The following is a 22,545-nucleotide window of genomic DNA, read 5'->3' on the forward strand; positions in this document are numbered from 1 at the left end:
ATGCATGACATTAAACAAACGACCAAATATGAGCAGTCAAATAAACATCGCCGTCCAAGACGTGTTGCTCGCCACACGCCAAGCAGATCTTGCAGGCACATTAGGTTGGCAGGACGTCAAGCAGCGCTATCGTCGTTCCAAGCTCGGACCGTTTTGGCTCACCATCAGCATGGGAGTCATGATTGGAGCGTTGGGATTGGTATTTGGTGGGATTTTTAACTCCCCAATGCATGAATTTTTACCATTTCTGGCGATCGGCCTTGTCCTGTGGACATTCATTTCGACCGTTATCAACGAAGGATGTACTGCTTTTATCGCTGCTGAACCGATGATAAAACAGCTGCCGCTCCCCTTGTTTTTGCATGTCATGAGAGTGATATGGCGCAATATTCTAATCCTTGCCCACAACTTAGTGATTATTCCCCTATTGTTTTTGGTCTTTTTAAAACCCCTTGAAATAGTTTCGCTGCTCTCTATCCCTGGATTTTTCTTAAGCCTCTTGAATTTAACTTGGGCTGCTCTACTCATTGGCATACTTTGTGCTCGATATCGGGATCTCACCCAAATCGTCAATAGCGCACTTCAAATCGCGTTTTATGTCACTCCCATTATCTGGATGCCAGCCATGCTCGCAGACCGACATGGTTATCTTTACCTTGATATTAATCCGCTGTATCACATGATTGAAGTCATCCGTGCTCCGTTGCTGGGTAGCGCACCCTCGATGACGAGCTGGCTAGTATCGATTGGCTTGGTCATTGTTGGTTGGATCGTTACTCTTTCCGTTTATGGAAAATACAGAAAACGAATTAGTTATTGGCTATGAATAATGGGCAACCAGGTATGGCATTGATTGACTTTCAAGATGTGTGTGTTGACTTTCCCATTTATAACTCGACGGGTAGGTCGCTAAAAAAACGTCTGATGAGTGTTGCGACAGGTGGCCAGCTCTCTGCAGATGCCCTTGGGATTGTCATTATCCGTGCACTAGACAACTTATCTTTTAAGATAAATGATGGTGAAAGAGTGGCACTGCTTGGACATAATGGTGCGGGCAAGTCCACATTGCTACGGGTGATGAGCAGCGTATACTCACCCACCTTCGGCTCTGCTCACATTCAGGGCAAGCTTGGTTCACTGATTGATATTTCGCTTGGTATCGACCCCGAAATCTCAGGCATTGAAAATATCTACATCCGAGGTAGACTCCTTGGCCTAAGCGCTGCCGAAATCAAGAAAAAAACGCCTGAAATCATCGAATTTTCTGAACTTGGCGACTTTATTGAAATGCCTGTCAGAACGTATTCGACTGGTATGCACATGCGCCTAGCCTTCAGCATTTCCACGACACTGCGCCCAGAGATTCTGCTCATGGACGAATGGCTCTCGGTCGGTGATGAGGGGTTCAAACATAAAGCTGAAGCTCGCATGAAAGAAGTGATTCAGTCCAGTAGCATCCTTGTGGTTGCCACTCATTCTCGTGAACTTGCAATGAACACTTGTAACCGAGCCATATGGTTAGAGCATGGCAAAGTTAAAATGGACGGAGCTTCTCAAGAAGTGTGTCATGAGTATTTTGAACGGCGTTGAGACGCGTTTGAAATTATTTTGTTCTCAACACAACAGGTTTTCATTCCTGCGTGGACTTTATTAAGCTTGAGACCACCATCTTTTATTTTTTTCGTTCAATCTCCAAGCGTTCAATTTTGAATTCGATCGCTTGATATATAAATAGCCTCACTTCAAGATTATCGGCGGGCTCTTTTATATGAAAAACTCCCCCTATCGCAACTAAGCCATCATCAAGATCATCTGATTCCTCTTCAATAAAATCAATTAAATTTTTACCAAAATTTTTACATGCATCAATACTATAGGGGCCATGTTGTTTCAATAATGTTAGATCATGTTGTGAAACAATAAATCTTGCGCGATAGGTGCCCGCAGTTAATTTGGCATATGGCCCATAAATTGCTATTCCTGCAGGAAACTTGCCTTCATCATTTTTTTTAGCAGTGTGTCCACGAAAAATTAGCTCTTGAAAAGTCCAGGTTTTTTTATTTAAGTTGTGACTGTAAATTTCTCGATCATTGTAATAATCGTTGTAGTTATCCGTTAAGTGTGCCCCCAACGAACTTAATCCTGGTGCAGCTTTTACCGAGAATGCCACCACATCACCTGGTGCGTTTAAAAAAGCATATGCATGGCCTGACGAACGGTTTATTTTTATAACCTCACCAGATGCGATTTCGAATAAAGGCGTTGTTTGAGCCAGCATCGCTCCAAAAAGATTTGGCCCTGTCGGACACAATGCATTCGTACCGTAGTAATCATGATTAACATGTTCGACTATTTTTTTTATGCAAGATTCAAACACCTGCATTTGTGGTTGCGTGACAATCAGCGAATTGCTGGCAATCCACGGCGCCCTACTGAACCCATCCCGATAGACGAATATTTTTGCATTTTTATCGAAAGCCAAAGCAGATGAATGAAAGTAGAGCGAAAGATCAGCGTAAATTCCACCCAACTCATATAGCAAACAATAACGCAACAGATCCGCTTTGTAAGCCATGGGCCTCAAAGAATCGAAGGCGGACAAAATATCAGTATCAAAGTGGAGTTTGATAAATTGTCTACCAAGGTCAAGATTATAAAGTTGATGTTCTGACTCAGGATGACAGTCTTTAAATGAATCAATATTTCTAACTATTTTGCTAGGTAAACACGTAACCTTATCGCTCAGATCACGTGTTAAATATATAGAGTGCAATTGATGCATTTTTTTTATTACTTACCGCGAAACACCGGTGCACGCTTCTCAGCAAAGGCACGCTTGCCTTCCTGATAGTCATCGCTCGCGAAACACGCCAACACCATCTGCTTGATGCCCTCAACGTCCACATGTGGAGGCACTTTCTGAAACTCGCGGATTGCTTTTTTACCTGCACGCAGCGTGATCGGAGCATTTGCGACAACTTTAGCCAGATAGTCATCCACTGTCTTGTCCAACTCAGCAACGGGAACCAGGTGCTGAATCAGCCCTTTGGCCTTGGCTTCTTGTGCAGTAAAACGCGATGCCGACAACATGATGTCCAGCGCCTCGGGGGCACCGATGGTGCTGACGAGGTTGCGGATAGCGGTCAGGCGATAGCCCAGACCCAGACGACCTGCGGGAATACCGAAGCTGCTGGCATCCGAAGCGATTCGGATATCGCAACACAATGACAAGTTCAAGCCTCCACCGATGCAATAACCGTCGATACGGCCAATCACAGGCTTGGTGCAGTTATAGATTGAGCCCTGGGCTTCTTCGCCGACGCGCTCGTACTCAGCGACAGCATCTGCAGCGGTACGCAGTTTTTCAAACTGAGAGATATTGGCACCACTGACAAACGACTTGCCGCCAGCGCCAGTCAAGACGACCGCACGAATCTCGACATCGTTTTCAAACATTTTGATAATGCCGGGCAAGGCCGCCCACATGTCGTAAGACATCGCATTGTGTTTGGCAGGATCATTAAACGTGATCCAGCCCACAGCGCCTCTTTTCTCAATGATCAAGTTGTCTGTGATTTCGCCCTGCAACAATCTGGTAGTCGTCATTTTCAAAGGTCTCCAAGTAAAGTTCGATAACGTGCCATAGCGGTTTCTAAATGGGTGCGCATTGCGAGGCGAGCACCTGCTGAGTCACGCCGTGCGATCGCATCGACAATGTTCTCATGCTCACTCTCTATTTCTTCTACACGAGTCGTGCCAATCGTTCTAAATCTAAAGGTGCGAACAGCATGATGGATCACATGACTCAAATGACCCATGATGCGAACAAAGTAAGGATTGTTGGCGCAATGCGCGACCGCCAGATGAAAATCCACCGATGTGTGTGCGGCCGCCTCCCAATCATCTGCATGTTGTTCCAGACGCTTGAGCGACTGGCGAAGTGATTCGAGTTGAGCAGCCGTGCGGTGGGTCGCCGCCAGCGCGGCCGCCCCCGATTCAATCTCAATCCGCAGCTGATGCACATGGATGAGCTGAGATAAATCCAGCAAATCATCGTGCGACACCTCAAACGGACGAAGTGCAATATCCGCACAGACAAAGGTGCCCACCCCATGACGCGTCTCAACCAAACCCGTCAGCTTGAGTCGCGCGATGGCTTCGCGCACCACATTGCGACTGACACCAAATTGCGCGCCAAGCTCTTGCTCAGTGGGCAGACGCTGACCGGGTGCGAGGCTTTCATTTAGGATGCGTGCGCGCAACTGTTGAGCAATTTCATCCGGGAGATTTTCAGGGCGACCGAGACTGTCAAAGGCAGAGGCCGTGGAGGCAGGCTTAGTCTGGCCGAACGCGCTGAGCGAACCAAAGGCACTACCTGCTAGGCCCGTCACCGCAGTTTTACCCGCCGAGCCACGACGCCCCGACGTGGCCTCCCGTCTGGACGTATAGACCGTTGTGGTGATTCCTGGCTTATCCAACTTAGATCGCACCTTCAAGGGCGAGCTCTTCGATGTGAGCCGCGCTGATGCCAAACTCGGCAAACACTTCTTTGTTGTGCTCGCCACGATCTGGCGCCGCGACAAATACATCCCGCTTGGAGCGACTCATGATGACAGGCTGACCCACCACGCTGATTTCACCAAGCTTAGGATGCTGGAGCTTTTTAGCCATACCGAGGTGCATGACCTGCGGATCTTCCATCGTTTGCTGAACGTTCTTGATCGGACCGCAAGGCACGCCTTCCTTGTTCAGCAAAGCGATCCAAAATTCCGTACTCTCCTGTTTCGTCCGCACGTTGATGGCGGCATTGAGCTCAGGTCGATTCTTGGCGCGCAGCTGGAGTGTCTTGAACCGTGGATCCTCGATCAGCTCTGGCAAGCCCAGCACGGTGGCCAAACGAACATACATTTCTGTACCCATGGCGGCGATGTTGATATAGCCATCCGATGTTGAATACACACCTGTCGGCGAGCTGGTTGGGTGGTCGTTGCCGCTCTGACCGGGGATTTCCTTGTTCATCAGCCAACGCATGATCTGGAAATCCATCATCCAGACCTGCGCCTGCAAGAGCGAAGACTGCACCCACTGGCCCTCGCCTGACTCCTCGCGCTCAAGCAAGGCGACCAAGGTCCCGATTGCGCAAAACAAACCCGAGGTCAGATCCGCCACCGGAATGCCCGCGCGCATCGGTCCGCGACCAGGCTCCCCCGTCACCGACATAATGCCGCCAATGCCCTGGGCGATCTGATCTAGTCCTGGACGATCCTTATAAGGACCATCTTGCCCAAAACCAGAGACGCTTGCGAGGATGATGCGTGGATTGACCTTGCGCAGTGACTCGTAATCGATCCCAAGCTTGAATTTCACGTTGGGGCGATAGTTTTCAATCACCACATCCGCCTGCTTGACCATCTCCATGAACAAAGCCTTGCCCTTGGGGTGCTTTAAGTTGATGGTGATGCTGCGCTTGTTGCGATGGGTGTTTTGATAGTCTGCAAATTGCGCCGAACCGCCCGGCTTGTCGTCCGGCATATCGCCCGGCTCTTCAATTTTGATGACATTGGCACCCCAGTCTCCTAGCTGGCGGACCGCCGCGGGGCCTGAGCGAACGCGCGTCAGGTCGAGCACGGTGAAACGGCTGAGCGGTAAACGGCCTGGGGGCAGAGTGGTCATGCAGGTCTCCGGGGCAATCTATGTTGCGATTTTCGATACGTTTTAGGATGTTGGACATCTTACAATATCTTGAGAGACTTTAATCAAGCTCAGGTTAATTTATGCGCCCAATACAGCCGAGTCTGCTTTAAAAGTATGATCTAGCTGCCCATCATGATCTTTTTATTATTTGCGAATTAAAAATGATTTTAGTCACAGGCTGTGCCGGTTTTATTGGTAGTAATTTCGTCCATACATGGCTCGAAAGTCATGATGAGCCTGTTGTTAATCTCGACAACCTCACCTACGCAGGTAATTTAGAAAATTTATCCGCACTTGCCCTAGACAAACGTCATATTTTTGTCCATGGCGATATTGGTGATCGTGCTTTAGTCGATGCTCTATTGGCGCAACACAAGCCTCGAGCGGTGTTGAATTTTGCAGCCGAGTCTCACGTTGATCGTTCGATCCATGGACCAGGCGATTTTATTCAGACCAATGTGGTAGGAACATTTAATCTGCTCGAGTCTGTTCGTGCCCATTGGTCTACGCTCCCAGACACAGAAAAACTAGCTTTTCGCTTTCTGCATGTTTCCACCGATGAGGTCTATGGCACATTGTCTGCCGAAGATCCCCCTTTTGCAGAGACCAATCCTTTCGAACCCAATAGTCCGTACGCTGCCAGCAAAGCCTCCTCTGATCACCTTGTCCGTGCTTGGCACCATACCTATGGCTTACCAGTACTCACAACGAATTGCAGCAACAATTACGGCCCATTTCATTTTCCGGAAAAACTGATTCCACTCGTTATTCTGAATGCACTAAACGGTAAACCTCTGCCAATTTATGGTGATGGACAGCAAGTGCGAGATTGGTTGTTTGTCAAAGACCACTGCACGGCAATCGCTCGTGTACTCGAATCTGGACGTGTAGGCGAAACTTACAACATTGGTGGCTGGAATGAAAAAGCCAATATTGATGTTGTCAAAACGATTTGTGCTCGACTTGATCAACTACGTCCTCGAGTAGATGGCAAGCCCTATGCCGAGCAAATCACCTATGTCAAAGACCGCCCTGGGCATGACCGACGCTATGCAATAGATGCTCGGAAGATTGAGCGCGAATTAGATTGGAAGCCATATGAAACGTTTGAGACCGGCATAGAAAAAACCGTTCAGTGGTATCTGGATAATCCCAAATGGTTAGCGGGTGTTACGAGCGGTGAATACCGGAAGTGGCTAGGTAAGCAGTATGGGGGTTGAGGTAAGCAAACATTGCTACTGAATCGAACTCCGCCTTGATTTCCAATCCAATCAAATTAAGATTCAGAAAATCGAAGAATACAAGGCGAAATGATGTTGGCGTGAACCGCCAACCATGCACATCGATGTCATCAGTTGCAGAAAGTGTCAGAGTAACTCGATGCGTGGTGGCCATGCATAAGAAAAGTCTTCATGATCTAAAGTCAAGTTGGGACTGTAAGCTGGGTCATTCATAAGAGAATCTCCCCAGCACTTTTTCATATACAGCACTTCGTCCCTGAAACGTATTTGCTTTTCCGGAGTGTCCTCATAACCGCGTATTGCCGATTCGTGATGGTACAGTTCGGCGTAGGGTATCCAAACATTACGATAACCTGCTTCACGAACACGTAAACAAAAATCAACATCATTGAACGCCACCTTGAGATCGGTTTCATCCAACCCGCCGACCTCTTTGTAGATACTTTTCTTTATCACTAAACATGCCGCGGTCACTGCAGATAATGTTTGAATCAGCTGTGCGCGGTAAAAAAATCCTCGTTCGTATTTACGTCAATATTTATGTGAGTGGCCTGCGACACCGCCTAGTCCAATTATCACGCCACCATGTAGTGAAGTATCGTTAGGGTACCAAAGCCGGGCACCCACTGCACCGACACCAGGTTGCATAGCCAGACCATTACGCGTGGGGATAATCAGACTAACCAATGGTGCAGGTGCTGTAATAAGGTAACGCATGCGATACATGCCAAAATCCAGCAATTCAGCTTGTGCAAGAATTTTGGCGCGTTCAAAATGGTCATTTAAAACACGTTCGCCAGCCAACAGTGCATATTTTTTGCACTTCCTGCATACGCAGCACTACTCGAATGGCTGCGCCAGTGATAAAGAACTCTCGGAATATGCACACTTTGATGGGGTGCAAGATGTTCTGTACAACGCAAAGCCAAATCGTAGTCCTGCGCGCCTTCGCATCCTTGCAGGAACCCCTTAGCCCTCGTGTTTATGTCGGGGGATATTTCAATGGGTGGTGCTTGTGGGTAGCGCAAACCCCATAGCTTTGAAAGCCATGATGGCTTGCGAGCAATCCCCATTCGATATCCACGTAATCGATGAACAGATCATCCCGCATGCCGCCCATCTTATCCAGTACCGACATCGGAATCAGGCAGCCAGAGGGAATCAGGTAATCCACCGGAACGACAGTCCTCGCGGTTGGGCAAGTACATCGCACCAAACGTAAGTCGCTAGTAACATCGCAACCATACCAGGCGCGGGGATACTGTCCTGGTCCACCAGTAGCACATAGCGGGCGCCCTGTGGTTGGCCCAGTCGATCCCGTTGTTGTGTGCACGGGCGATGCCGTGGTTGGTCCCCCAAGGCGAATATCCTGCGCGCGCGGGGCGTCAGCTGCTCGTTCCAGTTGGCAATATTCTCGGCGGAACCGTTGTCCACCACGAGCACACAGATACCCTGTTGATGGAGTGCTGCGATCAGTTGTGCCAAAACGGCCAGATCGGACTGGTAAGTGATGATGACCGAGACAATCGATGGCATCAATTCAATCCTTGAGTCATGTCGCTCGATGGCATTTGCTATCGAAGGCGAATTCAGAAATGATTCTGCACATTCCGGATTCGCAGGCCGCTGTTCGTCTGCAAAAATGAATTGGTAGGTAGCTGTGCATCAGGCAGAATTTCTTGGTGCAGTGGGGACTCGATCTGCGTCCAGGCCCTCAACCATGGACTCAATCACTTCAACCAGGCGTTTGCACGAAGCCTCCCAGGACCACACCTTGGGAACGCGCGGTGGTTGTGCGGCTGCGTTTTGAAGAACCCAGTCCGCAGCAAATTCGACATCGTTGGTCACGTCAATGCCGAAGGCTCGGTGCGCAGGAATGTCGGACGCAATCGTCGGCAAGCCCATTGCGAGCGCTTGCCCAATACCGAGATTGTAACCCTCCCATTGCGAGAAGTTTGCATACGCATCGGCTGCGCAATACAGATCCGTCATTTCTTCGTCAGTGACGTTGGCTGCCACCGTCAGGCCCAACGCGGTTATGGCTTCCACGTCTGCTGGCGTGCCCTTGCCGCAAAGCACAAACACAGCTTGTTGAGATCCCGCGGCTGATTTTTGCTTCGTTGCCGCACTCACCTTGGCATAGAGGTCAACGCCTTTGTAACGACGTTCGCCACTGTGGAAACGGCAGACGTTGAGGACGACGAATTTGCCCTGCCAGTCGCGACGCGCACGCACCGCATCTCGCCTGGCGACAAGGTCTTCAGTCCACCGACCCAAGTGCGCATTTCCCAGTGGAATGACGCCATCGACAGGTGTCCGGCTTTCCGATGTGATGGCGTTTGATATCGCGTATACCGCCGTTGCCATCATCAGCGATTGATCTTTTTCCGCCAGGATGGTCTGTCGCTCGGCGGTATCAGGGAACCACTCAGGTGGTGGTTCGCCGTAATCGTAAGCAATGACCGCAGGATGGCCGCCCGTCCAACGAGCGACGCTGAAGAACGGAGGGGTGTGCGCGATGATGAGATCCACACCATGGACCGCAGCGAGCGTGGCTGCCGAAAGCGCATCGTGTACCTCTACCCGTTCACAGTCAGGATAGGGGAAGTCATTGGGGGTCTTTGGGCCACCTATCAGAACCTCATAGCCTTGGCGGACCAGTGCTGCGGCATGCATCGATATGACGACCGGGACGCCGTGGCCAATGGCGTGGGTGACCGACAACATCATGACCCTCAAGGGGCGGGACCGGAGCTTGTCCCAAGCCAGCCCCCGCCTCGGGGCAAAAGCCAACTCATACGGGGTCCATAGAGAGAGGTTGGGTGAGTAGAACGGATCTGCCCTCATCAACTCGGCATACTGTTCCCAAACCTTGCGTGCTTCAAACAGGTTAAGCGCTTTTTTCTCAGGAGTGTCGTCATAGCCCCGGGACTTGCTCTCATAGTGGATGAAGAGCGGATCGGCGACATACACGTTGCGCTTGCCCAGCTTGTGCAGCGCAAAGCAGAACGCTGTGTCGTTGAATGCCACTCGGAAGTTTTCGTCGAAGCCACCCACGGCGTCGAAGTTCTGCCGGGTCACCACCAAGCATGCTCCTGTGACAGCGCTCACCTCGTGTGTGGTGATCGCCAGATTTCGATAGCCTCCTGCGTCCGGCTGCAGGAATAGATGGGCATGCCCCGCCACGCCCTGGATGCCCGCGATCACTCCGCCGTGCTGGACCGTACGATCTTCGAACAGCAGCTTGCAGCCGACAGCTCCGGTTTCCTCTCGGAGGGCGTGGGCTGCGAGCTTTTTCAGCCATGTCGGATCGGCCACTTCGGTGTCATTGTTCAGGAACACCAGCAGCTCGCCGCGGGCACCTCTGGCTGCCACGTTGTTCAGGCGCGACCAGTTGAACTGGCGGTCGTCTCGGATCACCTGGATCTGGCCATTTTCCTCGGCCTTAGCCAGCATCTTCAGCGTCTTGGCATCGGTGGAGCCGTTGTCGACCACGACGATGTCCAACCGGTCGGCGGGCCAACTGGTCTGGCGCAAGCTCTCCAGGCAGGCACCCAATAGGTCCCAGCGGTCGCGGGTCGGGATCACAATGCTGACCACGGGAAGTTCGTCAGGCAGTTCCAGCGTCAGTGCCGTCGGCAGGGCCGGGGGGAGCGCATCGTGAAACAGCACGTGCGGGATGTGGATGATACGGGATGCTCCGGCTTCCTGAGCATAGCGACGGCCAAAGTCCGACATATTCGAGGCCGCGGTGCAGAGCTGGGTCCACACACGGTCCTGATCGCTGTCGCGTACTGCCAGCATCCGCCCGAGCAGCATGCCCTGACGGGACAGCAGGGGCGAAAATTCAGGCTTGAACCACGGATCTGCCGGGGTGGATCCTTCGATGAGGCGATCCTCGTCTGAATATGCCAGCAGGGATGAGGGGGCGTTGCGCAAGGCATCTGCAAAGAGGCGCAGCGCATGCGGGCGTGGCAGCGCCCCACCTTCGATCAGTATCAGAATATCGGTCGCTGGAGGTGCAGCGGTGCGCTCGAACGATAGCCGCAGGTCGCTCTTTGTCGCTTGCCTGACGTCCTGAACCACCTGCCTAGCATCGACGTCCTGCGCAAAAAGGAAAACGGCAGTCCATGGCTGGCCGATGCTCGCCTGCAGGCGCCGGGCCAGCTCAGGGGCCTGTTGGGCCGACGACGAGTCGAAAGTCACCAGGATGCCCACGGGCTTCAGTGCCTCCCCCGAGCGGGCCAGTCGCTCCAGCGCCACCGGGGACGGCGAGTCAAAGCGGGCGGCCCATGCTGGATAAGACGCGACCACCGTTTCCCTCAGCACTTCAGCCTCGTCGTTCGGCCTTTGTTGCAGCCGGTGGTAGAGCCGGCGCAGGGACTGGGTCATTCCCAACCGGGTGGCGACAGCCTGCAGTCGGTTCCGTAGGGCTGGATGTGCCTTGACATAGGTGATGCCGGCTCGAGCTATCTTTTTGAATATCTTTCTGACCAAAGCCTTGGAGCGGGCTGCCGCACCCTGTTCGCGCAGGCGCTGCTGCTGCACCAGCCATCGCAACGGTCGCGTGAAGCGCCAACTCCGGGAGTTGGTCATGAGGCGGATCGTCTCGTTCAGGGCAGCCACCTGCTGCTGTCTCCTTCCTTCGGCATGGAGCGCGGCAATTTCTTGCCGCTGCTCCATGAAGACTTTTTCCGGCAACATCTCTGACTGGCTCCAGTAATTGGCCGCCTGATTGGGGACGGCCATCAGCGTGTCGTTCAGTTGCAGCACCACCGGCCAGACTTCTGCGGTGCCGCGGGTGACGATCCGGCGTCCGAGCTGGTTGTGCTCCGCAGGTTTCTTTCGGATCACACAGATCGAATTGATGAACTCGATGGAGTGGATTTCGGCGAGTATCTGCTCGTCCATCGAGCAGGCGTATTCCGAAAAAAACCCGCAGAGGACTTCGCTCCTGGCTTTGGGAATGCCCCAGTGCTCGTGGGAGATCACGTCGGTCAGGAGTTTGAAAAAGGCGATAGAAGACAGAGGGTGGAACAGGCCTCCTTCGTATTCCGACCAGTAGCTGCAGTGCAGGTCCTCGGCAACGAAGATGCCACCATCGGTCACGCGCGGGAAATAGCGGGCAAACGACTTGATGATGTCGCTGGACCGATGGGATCCGTCATCGATCACGATGTCGAAGTCCGATGCGAGATGCCGTATGTCGCGCTCGATATCGTCGGTGTTGGAGTCACCGACCACGACGCGGATGCGGGCGTCGGCGTATTGGAGCTTCTGGCAATCGGGGTTGATGTCGCAGCCGACGATCAACGCGGCGTTGGCGAAAAATTTCGACCAAATCTCGAGCGAGCCGCCATTCTGGATGCCGATTTCGAGCAGGTTGACAGGGCGGTCTCTATAGGGTCCGAACAGATGGTCGTATTCAGCCAGATAGATCGACCATTTGTCGGAGACTTTTCCGGTGTGCTCGGAGTACAGCTGCTGGATATCTTTGTTTCTCATTGAAGCACTTCCATTAAAATATTGCCGAACGTTAGGCCAACTAGGCCCCATCGCACCTTGCTGGACGATACGTGGCTCACCAGGGCATAGTGAAGATAGTGATGCTTGGTTTTGTGGTGCAGGTCACCGTCCGCAGCCGATGCCATCACCACGTAACTGCCGTTGGGCACCATAGGCAGCACGAAGACGAAGACGAACTCGGCCTCGAACTCTTGGTTGGCGGCGACAGTACGGGAGTGCAAGGCTGTTAGCGGCAAGGTGTTTTCACTAAACAGATCCTGGCCTAGCCGATCCCTGACCAAGAAACCCGGGATGGCACTCGAAAGATTCTGAGGCGCCTTGGCGCGAATCCGCATGCAGACACGTTCTCCGCCCTCGAATACGTCTGAAGGATGTCCGGAGAGGTTTTCCAGGAACACGCCGATAACCTCGGCTGCGTCGCTCTTCCATCCCGTGGCCGCGCTCAGGTTGTCGATGACGGACATGCGCGCGGCATAGTCGACGATCACCGAGCCGGATCGCTCATCCGGTTCTTTGCCCGTCGTGGTCTGGGTGTCCTCGCTGGTCGATTTGAGATGGATGGAGTTCCCGTAGACGTCCTGCAATGTCTGTTGCAGATACGCCTCAGCCACCGTTTTTGACGATCCGTGCAGTCGAACCTGTCCGCGGTCCAGCCAGACGGCCGTCTCACACAGGTTCTGCACGGACCCCAAGTCGTGACTCACAAAGAGCAGTGTGCCGTGTCGCTGAAACTCGTGGATGAAGAGTATGCATTTCTGGGTGAACACGGCGTCGCCAACGGACAAGGATTCGTCGACGTCCAGGATGTACGCGTCCACATGCGCGATGACAGCGAAGGCCAGGCGCAAATACATGCCGTTCGAATAGGTCTTTACAGGCTGCTCAATGAACTGTCCACTATCTGCAAAAGCGGCAATGTTATCAAAACGTGCGTCGATTTCTTTGCTATTTAAGCCGAGCTCCAAAAGAGCCGCGATTCGGCCATTGGTTTGTATGCTGCCACTTGTAGGGGTGAGCGTGACGCAGATCATTTGCAACATGGTAGATTTACCGCTGCCATTGCGCCCGATGATGCCGACTGTTTCGCCTTTTTTGATTTCAAACGAAACGTCTTTTAGCGCCCAGAACTCGCGGAAGTATTGCTTGGAAGGCTGCCCTGCCAGGCTTTGCAGACGCGGCAGGACGAACTGTTTGAGCCGGTCCCGCGGAGTGGTGTAGATCTCGAAGCGTTTGCTCAGATTGCTAACGCGAATGGCGAAATCGTTAGAGGACATCGGCGAAGCCCTTTCTGGTTTTTTGGAACCAGGCGTAGCCTGCCCAAGCAATGGCGGCGGCGGCCAAGGTGTAAATTGCCAGTCGGATCCAGTTCGGCAGATGCCCCCAAATGAGCACTTGTCGCGCCTGTTCAATGATGAAGGTCAGCGGGTTGGCCATGATGAACGGGCGGAATCTTTCTGGCACGGCGGTCACGGGATAAAAGACGGGGGAAAGAAACATCAACACGGTGGTAATGATGCCAATGGTTTGCCCGACATCGCGCAGAAATACGCCCAGGGATGCCAGCATCCAGGCGAGACCCATGGTGAGGATGACCAGCGGCAGCAGTAAGCCCAGGCTGATGAAGCTGTGGAAGAGCGCGGTACCCATGGCAATGACTGGCAGTATTATAATCGGGAACACCACTTTTTTGACGTAATTGACGTTGGAAACAATCAACCCGGGAGCGCGATTGAGTACCTCGCTAAACAGGCTCAGCACGATGAGCTGGCGGTTGCGCCAGAGGCTTCTGGCCAGTGCCACGAGGGATGTGGGTTTGGGCAGCGTGGGGGTTGATCGCTGTTGACGAGTGAGTCATGGGAAGTGCTCCGCTTCTACCAATGCTTTAGCTTGTTGGTCTTTTGCGGACAAGGTGGGTTCGCCTTGAATAGGCCATTGTATGCCGAGGGCGGGATCGTTCCAGGCAATGCTGCGCTCGAATTCGGGCGCCCAGTAATGAGTGGTTTTGTAGAGAAACTCAGCCGTGTCTGACAACACTACAAAGCCGTGTGCAAAGCCTTCGGGCACCCACAACATGCGCTTGTTTTCGGCAGAGAGCTCCACGCCAATGTGTTGCCCGAAGGTGGGCGAACTACGCCTGATGTCCACGGCCACGTCAAACACGATGCCTTGCACCACGCGCACCAACTTACCTTGGGGTTGCTGAATTTGATAATGCAAGCCGCGCAGAACATTTTTAGCCGATCGGCTGTGATTGTCTTGTACAAAATCTACGTTGCGCCCGATCAGTTCAGCGAATTGGCGGCTGTTGAAGCTTTCAAAAAAGAAACCGCGATCATCGCCAAACACTTTGGGTTCGATGATCATGACATCGGAAATAGCAGTTGAAATCACATTCACGGCTGAATCCCTTCTTTTAGCAGGCGCTGCAGGTATTGCCCATAACCGTTTTTGGCTAGCGGCTGCGCCAGCCTTTCTAGTTGCTCGGCATTAATGAAACCCTTGCGGTAGGCAATTTCTTCTGGGCAAGATACTTTCAAGGCCTGGCGGTGTTCGATGGTCTGAATGAAATTACTGGCTTCGATCAAGCTTTCGTGGGTGCCGGTGTCAAGCCAGGCATAGCCACGGCTCATGATTTCCACATTCAGTTGGTCGCGCTCAAGGTAAATACGGTTCAGGTCGGTAATCTCCAGCTCGCCCCGGGCCGATGGCTTGAGTTGGGCGGCGATATCAACGACCTGGTTGTCGTAGAAATACAAGCCCGTAACAGCATATTGACTCTTGGGGCTGACGGGTTTTTCTTCTAGGCTTGTGGCACGACCTTGGGCATCAAAAGCCACAACGCCATATCGCTCAGGGTCTTGCACATGATAAGCAAAAACCGTTGCACCCTGATCGCGCACCATGGCTTTTTCAAGCAGGGCGTGGAGGTCGTGTCCGTAGAAAATATTGTCGCCTAGCACTAGAGCGCTGGGGGCGTTGTCTATGAAGTCTTTGCCAATGATAAAGGCCTGAGCGAGGCCATCTGGACTGGGTTGCACGGCATATTGCAGGTTGAGGCCCCAATTGCTGCCGTCGCCCAGCAATTGTTCAAAGCGCGGCGTGTCTTGAGGCGTAGAAATGATGAGGATATCTCGTATACCTGCCAGCATCAGCGTGCTGAGCGGGTAGTAGATCATCGGCTTGTCGTAAATGGGTAGTAATTGCTTGGAGACAACTTTGGTGACCGGGTAGAGCCGAGTGCCGGAGCCACCGGCGAGGATAATGCCTTTGCGTTGGATCATTTTTTTTTCAAAAATTTAGAAAAGCATGGGAGCGGACGCCACTTTGCCAGCCAGTTGCAAGTTTTCAGAACTAAAGTCGAAACTTGCCAGCCCAAACGTTAAGATATCTATCTTTGGCGTCCATTTTCGGAGATGGGGTTTGAGAGCATCTCTTAAAAGCTATCTTCACGATAAAAATTTATAAAAGTAATTTTAACATTGACATTGACATTGTTCATTATCTTCTAAATATTGCAGCTTATCCTTGAAGCGATCTTTTGTTTAAAGTGTATGAATATACAAAAATCAAAAAGAGTACAGATTGACTAACTTAAACAAAACGATACCTCCTAAATTAACGGTAGTCATCGTCAACTGGAATGGCGAACGTTTCCTTAACAATTGCCTGTCAGCCTTAATGAAACAGACAGTCTCGCCATACGAAATTATCCTCGTAGATAATGCAAGCACGGACGCATCGCTCGACATCGTAAGAACTTTCCCCTCCGTTCGTTTACTGGCTCAGAGTGTGAATCTAGGCTTTGCGCGCGCCAACAACTTGGCGATTGAGTTGGCGGATAAGGAATCTGAATGGATCGCCTTACTCAACCCAGATGCCTATCCAGAGTCCCGCTGGTTAGAAACCTTACTATCCGCCTCTTATGAACAACCCTCTTTCGACATATTCGGCAGCAAACTAGTCGTTGCGGCCAATCCAAAAGTGCTTGATGGAGCAGGCGACGCTTACCATATCAGTGGACTGGTTTGGCGTATGGCAAACGGAGAGCCCGATGTATGTTCCTCAGAACATAATCAGGAGGTATTCTCACCTTGTGCTGCGGCAGCTTTGTACAGGAGAAGTGCAATACTTGAGGTCGGTGGTTTCGACGAAGATTTTTTTTGTTACGTCGAGGATGTTGACCTGGGGTTTCGTTTACGCCTAGCTGGTTATCGGTGCCTTTACGTCCCCTCATCGGTCGCGCAGCATGTCGGCTCTGGTACGACGGGTGGACAACATAGCGATTTTTCTGTTTATCACGGACACCGGAACGTGGTGTGGACTTATGTAAAAGATATGCCTGGATTGTTGTTCTGGACGTTCCTACCACTCCATTTAGCCATGAATGTCCTCACATTAATGATATTTACCCTACGAGGACAAGGTAAGTTAATATTTCGTGCTAAGCGAGATGCTGTTCTAGGTTTACCTAAAATGTGGTCTAAACGTCGACAAATTCAAAAAAAACGGGTTGCCTCGTGGCGAGACATTCTTCGCATAATGAAGATAAGATTAAGGTAGTCAATGGGTTCGGACTTTCAAGTCATTTCGGAATTGAACGTAAATGATTGCTCTGGCGTCGGAATTCTAGGTGCGACTAGTCTAGTTGGCGAGTGCCTGATTTCGCTACTCACGTATCGGACCCCTGACGTCTTTGCGTTTTCAAGAAGCCCTGTTCAACACAATGCAGAATCTAAAGTCCAATGGCTCCAGCTAGATGGGTATTCAACATCTTTGCAGGATCAAGTTGCCACACTCAAAATTAGTCATTGGTTGTCCGTTGCTCCTGTTTGGATATTACCTCCATATTTTTCAATGCTTGAATCCTACGGCGTCCGCCGCATCGTCACACTGTCCTCGACCAGCCGCTTTACCAAAGATGACTCTTCAGATTCAGATGAACAAACCATTGCCCTGCGTTTAGCAGAGGCCGAGGCTCGCGTGCAAGAATGGGCATCAAGCAAGGGTGTGGAATGGATCATCCTGCGTCCAACTCTCATCTATGGTGTTGGACGCGACAAGAACGTTGCCGAGATTGCGCGATTTATTCAACGCTTTGGCTTTTTCCCCATTTTTGGTAAAGCAACGGGTCTCAGACAGCCCATTCATGTGGAAGACGTCGCGAGTGCTTGTATAGCTGCGTTAGAGTCTCCTATTGCGACGAACCACGCGTATAACCTGTCTGGTGGTGAGACTATCACCTATCGTGAAATGGTGACACGTATCTTTGAGTCTCTTCAACGGCCTGTACGATTACTCCAGGTTCCACTGTTTGCTTTTCGGTTTATCGTATCAATTTTGCGTTTCATACCGCGCTACCGTAACTGGTCATCTGCCATGGCCGAGCGCATGAACAGTGACTTGGTATTTGATCACTCTGAGGCAACGCGAGACTTTGTGTTTAAGCCCCGCCCGTTTCTTTTGAAAGCTGAGAAAGTGGATAGTCAATGAACTCAACTTGTCAGCCTGTTTCTGTCATCGTCGTTAACTACAACGCGGGCGTCCTATTGATCGACTGCGTGCGTGAAGCGCTGGAGCAGGCTCAGCAAGTCATTGTTGTGGATAATGCATCGTCCGATTTCAGTATGGACATGCTGGCTAAAAAGTTTCCTAGTGAGCCGAAACTACTGACCCATTACGAAACTAAAAATCTTGGCTTCGCAGCAGGCTGTAATCTTGGTATTCATCTCGCCACACAGCAATATTTATTATTTCTGAATCCGGACTGTCTGATCGGCAGAGGATCTTTGCTGCGCATGGTTGCGGTACTCGAGCGCGACTCGCGTGTAGGCATGGTAGGCGGTCTGTTGACCAACCTAGATGGGAGTGAGCAAGGGGGCGGACGACGGGCCGTACCTACCCCTTGGCGCTCTTTGGTGCGAGCATTTGGTCTTACTCGCTTCAGTCAAAGATGGCCCAAGCTTTTTTTCGATTTCCATTTACACAAGCAGCCATTGCCCGATGCACCTATTGACGTCGAGGCAATTTCTGGTGCGCTCATGTTGGTTCGCCGCTCTGCCATCGACGATGTTGGTCTTTGGGATGAGGCCTATTTCCTACACTGCGAAGATCTGGACTGGTGCATGCGCTTTCGGCAACGTGGTTGGCACATCCTCTTCATACCGGATGCGCCTGTCCTGCATCACAAGGGGCATTCCAGCAAAGCGCGGCCCTTTTTTGTGGAATGGCACAAACACAAAGGAATGCAGCGTTTTTATCATAAGTTTTTTCAACAACAATATCCTGGGCCGTTGATGTGGCTTGTAAATGTAGGCATTTGGTTTCGATTTGTGTCTATCTCAATCTACTACAGTATTCATTTCGTGTTGAGTCGCTTGCGTAATTTGCCTATTGCGACAAACCTATGGAAACGTGTATTTGATTTATTGTTAGCTTTTACATTCTCAATCGTGTTGATACTCCCCATCTGCATCGTCTCTTTACTCGTCCGCGTCACATCTAAAGGTCCCATCCTCTATTGGTCCGATCGAGTCGGTCAAAACAACAAACTTTTTCGTATGCCGAAGTTCCGAACGATGCGTATCGGAACACCTGCTGTCGCGACACATCTACTAATAGACCCAACATCATATTTAACGCCGATAGGTTCTTTCTTACGCAAAAGTAGCCTAGACGAATTACCTCAGCTGTGGAGCATCATTAAAGGTGACATGAGCTTTGTAGGGCCGCGTCCTGCCTTGTTTAATCAAGACGACTTGATCGCCTTGAGAACTCAAAATGGTGTCTGTGCATTATTACCAGGCCTAACGGGTTGGGCGCAGGTCAACGGGCGCGACGAGCTACCGATCCCAGAAAAAGTTGCCTTAGATACATATTATTTAAACAACCAAAGTTTTTGGCTAGATATACGAATTTTGTGGATGACGTTTTTGAAGGTATTAAAAAGAGAGGGGGTATCGCATTAATGAATATGATTATGTTTATGCATGTACACCCAGTCCACAATCCCTTCGCTCGGCGTATAGTCTGAGACGAGCTGAGCCAATACAGATCGAATATGTTGCACGTCGTTCATCTCTAGCGCGGCGCTTAACTCTTTTAAATTGATTTCCAATTCTGGCCATAAGACAAACTCGTCTTGTGCACGCATAATTCTTGGATGGGAGGTCTGTAGTGGATTGTCCCCAATCAGTAACTCCTCAAACAGCTTCTCGCCGGGGCGAAGACCGGTAATTTCAATAGGTATATCTCCATCTGGATTGAGCGCATCTCTCACCGTCAGGCCAGACAGCTCAATCATCCTTCGCGCCAAATCCATAATTTTGACAGGCTGACCCATGTCTAATACAAACACATCACCACCTTGCGCCATGGCCCCCGCTTGAATCACCAACTGCGCAGCTTCTGGGATGGTCATAAAATAGCGCGTGATCTCGGGATGCGTCAGTGTGATGGCCGTACCCTCGCGAATTTGCTGACGAAATTTCGGGACAACCGAGCCCGATGAATCAAGCACATTCCCAAAACGAACCATAGAAAATTTAGTGATCGGATGCGTCGCAGCAATCGCTTGCAGCACCATTTCTGACAAACGTTTACTTGCACCCATAATGTTTGTGGGACGCACAGCTTTGTCTGTGCTGATCAATACAAAATCCGAGACACCATAAGCAGCCGCAACCTGAGCGACACGCAGGGTCCCAAAAACGTTATTTTTGACGCCTTCGACAGGATTATGCTCAACTAAAGGTACGTGCTTATATGCGGCTGTATGAAAGACCGTATCAGGCTGCCATGCCGCCATAATCTCTTTAATACGAGCCTCATCTTGAACCGAAGCCAATAGCGGTACTAGGCTTGTCTCAATATTGATGCGTCTGTCTTCGAGTTCCTGATGAATCGCATACAGACCAAACTCATTTTGTTCAACCAGCAACAACTTTCGAGGCTTGAGTCCCAAGATTTGTCGGCACAGCTCACTCCCAATAGATCCACCCGCACCTGTTACTAACACCACTTTGTCATGCACTGTTTTAGCAAGCAACACCTCATCAGGTGTGACAGACTCTCTGCCAAGTAAATCGTCGATGTCCAACTCTCTTAAATCTGCGACACTGACCCGCCCTTGGGCAAGGTCTGTTACGCTAGGTAAGGTTCGTACCGAGACCTGTACATCACGCATTTGACTGAGAATTTCATTTCTACGCTTGCGACCAATATTGGGAATGGCCAACAATACCGTTGTGACATGCAGTGTCGACACTAAATTCACCAATTCACTCGGACGGTAGATACGTTGCCCATTGAGCACGCGACCATGCACCCTACTGTCATCATCCAAAAAGCCAACGACTTGCATTTCATGGCTATTGGCCATCGCTGCAACAAGCTGACGCCCCGAGCTACCCGCACCATAAACAAGAACCTTCGGTCTGGATACTTTTCTTAAAATATTTTGATACTGACCGCCCAACCATAGCCGCGCAAACGAACGTGACGCCCCCACTAGTAAAAGAAGAAGGATTGGTTGAATAATGCCTAAGGTCCTAGGCACCTCAGGGAAACCTACCGCGGTAAAGAGCGTGGCATACAACAAACCATAGATCGTAACCGCACGTGCAACTGTGACAAGAGCAGGCAATCCGCTATAACGAAAAATTGCCCGATACAAACCCGACACGATAAAAACGGGTAAAGCGATGGCAATCGATGCTCCGGCTGCAAGCAGCAAATTCCCTGTCAGCGCGACAAACTCACCCAAGCGTAGGTAGTAAGCCAACCACACAGCCAATACGCAGAGACTTGCATCGACTAAAAGTGCGACGAAGCGTTTAACCATCCTAGGTAAACCAAGAATAGGGCCGACCAACCAAGGGAAAATCGTTTTCATTTGATCCTAATGCGATGAAACAGACTGCGTTTCAATTTTCATCGTACGAAATTTTATTCACGCTTATTTTCTAAAACCTCTCGGTATAGCCTTGCGTAGGCCTCACCCAATACCGGGCCAGAGAAATTCTTTTCATAGCGCTGTCGAGCTGCTTGACCAAAACCTTCTGCAGCCGATACATCCTCTAAAAGCGTATTCATCGCACTCGCCAAAGCAGTGGGCGACTCAGGCGGCACCACTAAGCCTGTTTTTAAATGTTTGTTTACAAAAGAAGTGCCTGTATTAATTTTACAGCTGATCATCGGCTTGCCATACATACTCGCTTCGACGAGAACCATTCCAAACGCTTCAGATCTCAAGTGTGAAGGTAACACTAGGGCTCTGCACGCCTTGAGCAAGGCGATTTTTTCTGCTTGACTGATTTGCCCCGCAAAAGTCACGTTTGACAAGCTTAAACGTTTGGCCTGTGCTTGCAAAGCGGCGCCCTCAGGACCAGAGCCTGCAATGACCACCCGTCCCTTTGTATGTTTGCAAGCCTCCAACAGGGTATGAAGTCCTTTGTAATATCTTAAGACTCCAACGAAAAATATGAAAGGCTCCTCCTCTTTTATTGCCAGACGGGAAAGAATGGTGCTGTCCGGTTCAATGTTGTAAGAGCTTTCTTCAATGCCGAGAGGAATTTGTCTGATCTTTGCAGTCAGGCTGCTTTGCGTCAGTACAGGACTTGTTTCGGCGTACTGCGGCACATTTGAAACAATGGCATCCATCCCTCTCAAAGTCCGCCACATCAATGGCTCATACAATGCCTTCAATCTTTGCTGCCTGACGATGTCAGAGATATAGGTCAATACCGAAGGTTTTTTCGGTGCGACCTCATGCAACAAATCAGCAAAAGGCCAAGGAAAAAGGTAATGCACGACATCAGACTGCTGAACGAGGGAGCGAAAGGTTGCAAATGCCTGCGGACCACCTAGGTCACAAGAGGCAGGAGCCGCCCAAGAGCGGCAACGCACGACCTTGGCTTCTGGGCGCAGAATGATGCTTGGCTCAGGGTTGGGTGATAAGGTGAAAAGAGTATTTTCCACCCCATAGGGCTGCGTACTGAGACAAATCTGTCGAATTGCCTCCTGGGTCCCTCCGGGAGGGTCTGGAAAATAAGTACGATATACGTGCAAGACCTTCATGATGCGCTAC

General features: G+C 50.9%; 19 protein-coding genes and 1 pseudogene. 7 read left to right on the forward strand and 13 right to left on the reverse strand.

Going from position 1 to position 22,545, the window contains the following annotated elements:
- The first annotated feature begins 28 nt into the window (after positions 1 to 28).
- Complete coding sequence (locus AC8GE9_RS11365; RefSeq protein WP_506677285.1) at positions 29 to 826, forward strand: ABC transporter permease; 798 nt, start codon at positions 29 to 31, stop codon at positions 824 to 826.
- Positions 827 to 843: 17 nt separating this feature from the next.
- On the forward strand, positions 844 to 1,590 hold the full coding sequence (locus AC8GE9_RS11370; protein ID WP_506677286.1) for an ABC transporter ATP-binding protein: 747 nt from the start codon (positions 844 to 846) through the stop codon (positions 1,588 to 1,590).
- Between the two features lie 82 nt (positions 1,591 to 1,672).
- Here the strand turns inward: AC8GE9_RS11370 and AC8GE9_RS11375 are convergent, their stop codons facing one another.
- From AC8GE9_RS11375 to AC8GE9_RS11390, 4 genes are read right to left on the reverse strand one after another with little or no spacing between them, the layout of a single operon-like run.
- Positions 1,673 to 2,782, reverse strand: a complete 1,110-nt coding sequence (locus AC8GE9_RS11375) for a glycosyltransferase family 32 protein (protein WP_506677287.1) — start codon at positions 2,780 to 2,782, stop codon at positions 1,673 to 1,675.
- 8 nt (positions 2,783 to 2,790) lie between these two features.
- The gene (locus AC8GE9_RS11380; RefSeq protein WP_506677288.1) at positions 2,791 to 3,606 is read right to left on the reverse strand and encodes an enoyl-CoA hydratase; all 816 of its coding nucleotides are present in this window, start codon (positions 3,604 to 3,606) and stop codon (positions 2,791 to 2,793) included.
- A gap of 2 nt (positions 3,607 to 3,608) precedes the next feature.
- Positions 3,609 to 4,490 (reverse strand): FadR/GntR family transcriptional regulator, encoded by an 882-nt coding sequence (locus AC8GE9_RS11385; protein WP_506677795.1) that lies wholly within the window; start codon positions 4,488 to 4,490, stop codon positions 3,609 to 3,611.
- Positions 4,480 to 5,673 (reverse strand): CaiB/BaiF CoA transferase family protein, encoded by a 1,194-nt coding sequence (locus tag AC8GE9_RS11390; RefSeq protein ID WP_506677289.1) that lies wholly within the window; start codon positions 5,671 to 5,673, stop codon positions 4,480 to 4,482. The genes AC8GE9_RS11385 and AC8GE9_RS11390 overlap by 11 nt, the downstream gene beginning before the upstream one ends.
- Before the next feature lie 182 nt (positions 5,674 to 5,855).
- Between AC8GE9_RS11390 and rfbB the strand changes: the two genes are divergently transcribed.
- A complete protein-coding gene (gene rfbB, locus AC8GE9_RS11395; RefSeq protein ID WP_506677290.1) occupies positions 5,856 to 6,914 on the forward strand; it encodes a dTDP-glucose 4,6-dehydratase in 1,059 nt (352 codons plus the stop codon).
- Positions 6,915 to 7,061: 147 nt separating this feature from the next.
- Here the strand turns inward: rfbB and AC8GE9_RS11400 are convergent.
- Positions 7,062 to 7,903: pseudogene (locus tag AC8GE9_RS11400) on the reverse strand (glycosyltransferase family 2 protein); the annotation flags it as partial.
- Positions 7,904 to 7,917: 14 nt separating this feature from the next.
- Positions 7,918 to 8,268 carry a hypothetical protein gene (locus AC8GE9_RS11405; RefSeq protein ID WP_506677827.1) on the reverse strand — a complete coding sequence of 117 codons (351 nt, stop codon included), beginning with the start codon at positions 8,266 to 8,268 and terminating at the stop codon, positions 7,918 to 7,920.
- A gap of 5 nt (positions 8,269 to 8,273) precedes the next feature.
- Here AC8GE9_RS11405 and AC8GE9_RS11410 point away from each other — a divergent pair, with 5 nt between their 5' ends.
- Entirely contained in the window at positions 8,274 to 8,486 is a 213-nt protein-coding gene (locus tag AC8GE9_RS11410; protein ID WP_506677291.1) for a hypothetical protein, read from the forward strand.
- A 114-nt stretch (positions 8,487 to 8,600) separates the two neighbouring features.
- Here AC8GE9_RS11410 and AC8GE9_RS11415 read toward each other — a convergent pair whose 3' ends face one another.
- Genes AC8GE9_RS11415 through rfbA form a run of 5 tightly spaced genes read right to left on the reverse strand, consistent with a single transcriptional unit; the run spans position 8,601 to position 15,742 of the window.
- Entirely contained in the window at positions 8,601 to 12,440 is a 3,840-nt protein-coding gene (locus AC8GE9_RS11415; protein ID WP_506677292.1) for a glycosyltransferase, read from the reverse strand.
- Positions 12,437 to 13,735 carry an ABC transporter ATP-binding protein gene (locus AC8GE9_RS11420; RefSeq protein ID WP_506677293.1) on the reverse strand — a complete coding sequence of 433 codons (1,299 nt, stop codon included), beginning with the start codon at positions 13,733 to 13,735 and terminating at the stop codon, positions 12,437 to 12,439. The genes AC8GE9_RS11415 and AC8GE9_RS11420 overlap by 4 nt, the downstream gene beginning before the upstream one ends.
- Entirely contained in the window at positions 13,725 to 14,261 is a 537-nt protein-coding gene (locus tag AC8GE9_RS11425) for an ABC transporter permease (RefSeq protein ID WP_506677294.1), read from the reverse strand. Before AC8GE9_RS11425 ends, AC8GE9_RS11420 begins: the two co-directional genes overlap by 11 nt.
- A 51-nt stretch (positions 14,262 to 14,312) precedes the next feature.
- Positions 14,313 to 14,858: a dTDP-4-dehydrorhamnose 3,5-epimerase gene (gene rfbC, locus AC8GE9_RS11430; protein WP_506677295.1), complete on the reverse strand. Its 546-nt coding sequence runs from the start codon at positions 14,856 to 14,858 to the stop codon at positions 14,313 to 14,315.
- Positions 14,855 to 15,742 carry a glucose-1-phosphate thymidylyltransferase RfbA gene (gene rfbA, locus AC8GE9_RS11435; protein ID WP_506677296.1) on the reverse strand — a complete coding sequence of 296 codons (888 nt, stop codon included), beginning with the start codon at positions 15,740 to 15,742 and terminating at the stop codon, positions 14,855 to 14,857. Before rfbA ends, rfbC begins: the two co-directional genes overlap by 4 nt.
- 301 nt (positions 15,743 to 16,043) lie before the next feature.
- On the opposite strand from rfbA, the gene AC8GE9_RS11440 reads away from it, so the two are divergent.
- Genes AC8GE9_RS11440 through AC8GE9_RS11450 form a run of 3 tightly spaced genes read left to right on the forward strand, consistent with a single transcriptional unit; the run spans position 16,044 to position 19,426 of the window.
- Entirely contained in the window at positions 16,044 to 17,021 is a 978-nt protein-coding gene (locus AC8GE9_RS11440; RefSeq protein WP_506677297.1) for a glycosyltransferase family 2 protein, read from the forward strand.
- 3 nt (positions 17,022 to 17,024) lie between these two features.
- Positions 17,025 to 17,951 (forward strand): NAD-dependent epimerase/dehydratase family protein, encoded by a 927-nt coding sequence (locus AC8GE9_RS11445; RefSeq protein WP_506677298.1) that lies wholly within the window; start codon positions 17,025 to 17,027, stop codon positions 17,949 to 17,951.
- A complete protein-coding gene (locus tag AC8GE9_RS11450; protein ID WP_506677299.1) occupies positions 17,948 to 19,426 on the forward strand; it encodes a sugar transferase in 1,479 nt (492 codons plus the stop codon). Before AC8GE9_RS11445 ends, AC8GE9_RS11450 begins: the two co-directional genes overlap by 4 nt.
- Here AC8GE9_RS11450 and AC8GE9_RS11455 read toward each other — a convergent pair.
- A complete protein-coding gene (locus tag AC8GE9_RS11455) occupies positions 19,423 to 21,351 on the reverse strand; it encodes a polysaccharide biosynthesis protein (protein ID WP_506677300.1) in 1,929 nt (642 codons plus the stop codon). The two genes, AC8GE9_RS11450 and AC8GE9_RS11455, sit on opposite strands and share 4 nt — an antisense overlap.
- Before the next feature lie 53 nt (positions 21,352 to 21,404).
- Complete coding sequence (locus AC8GE9_RS11460) at positions 21,405 to 22,535, reverse strand: glycosyltransferase (RefSeq protein WP_506677301.1); 1,131 nt, start codon at positions 22,533 to 22,535, stop codon at positions 21,405 to 21,407.
- Positions 22,536 to 22,545 lie beyond the last annotated feature (10 nt).

Source organism: Zwartia lucis, assembly GCF_965234455.1.
Lineage (GTDB): Bacteria > Pseudomonadota > Gammaproteobacteria > Burkholderiales > Burkholderiaceae_B > Zwartia > Zwartia lucis.